A 346-nucleotide genomic window follows, 5' to 3' on the forward strand; every position below is an offset into this window, starting at 1 on the left:
ATGCTGCTCATTCTTATTGGTTCGTGGTCGAAACTTTATATTATAACTTAGAAAGCCTTTATACCCCAAGCGTAATGTTCGGGACTTCCGATTACTCTGCCGTTGTATCCCCAGGCCATGCGGTGACCCGAGGGCTCAACCGTCCTCGACAGTGTCAAAGCCTTGCTGTATTCACGGTTGTAGATGTAGAACAAGACGTCATTGTCGTACTTAGCGGGCTGCAGGTACCACTGGGCTCTGAAACTATCGACGCTGTTGACTCCGAAGGCCATGTGGTCGCCGTTCCAGTTAGTGCCGACTCCCAATACCAAGTATTGGTTACGTTCAGTGTTCAAGATCTTGAAGT

The 346-nt window shown here is 48.8% G+C and carries 1 protein-coding gene; it reads left to right on the forward strand.

Annotated features, from left to right (window positions below; genetic code table 11):
- Window positions 1-346, forward strand: a 346-nt coding sequence (locus F0U44_RS24135) for a hypothetical protein (RefSeq protein WP_246160766.1), incomplete at both ends; no start/stop codon positions are given.

This window comes from Nocardioides humilatus (assembly GCF_008373755.1).
Taxonomy (GTDB): Bacteria; Actinomycetota; Actinomycetes; order Propionibacteriales; family Nocardioidaceae; genus Nocardioides; species Nocardioides humilatus.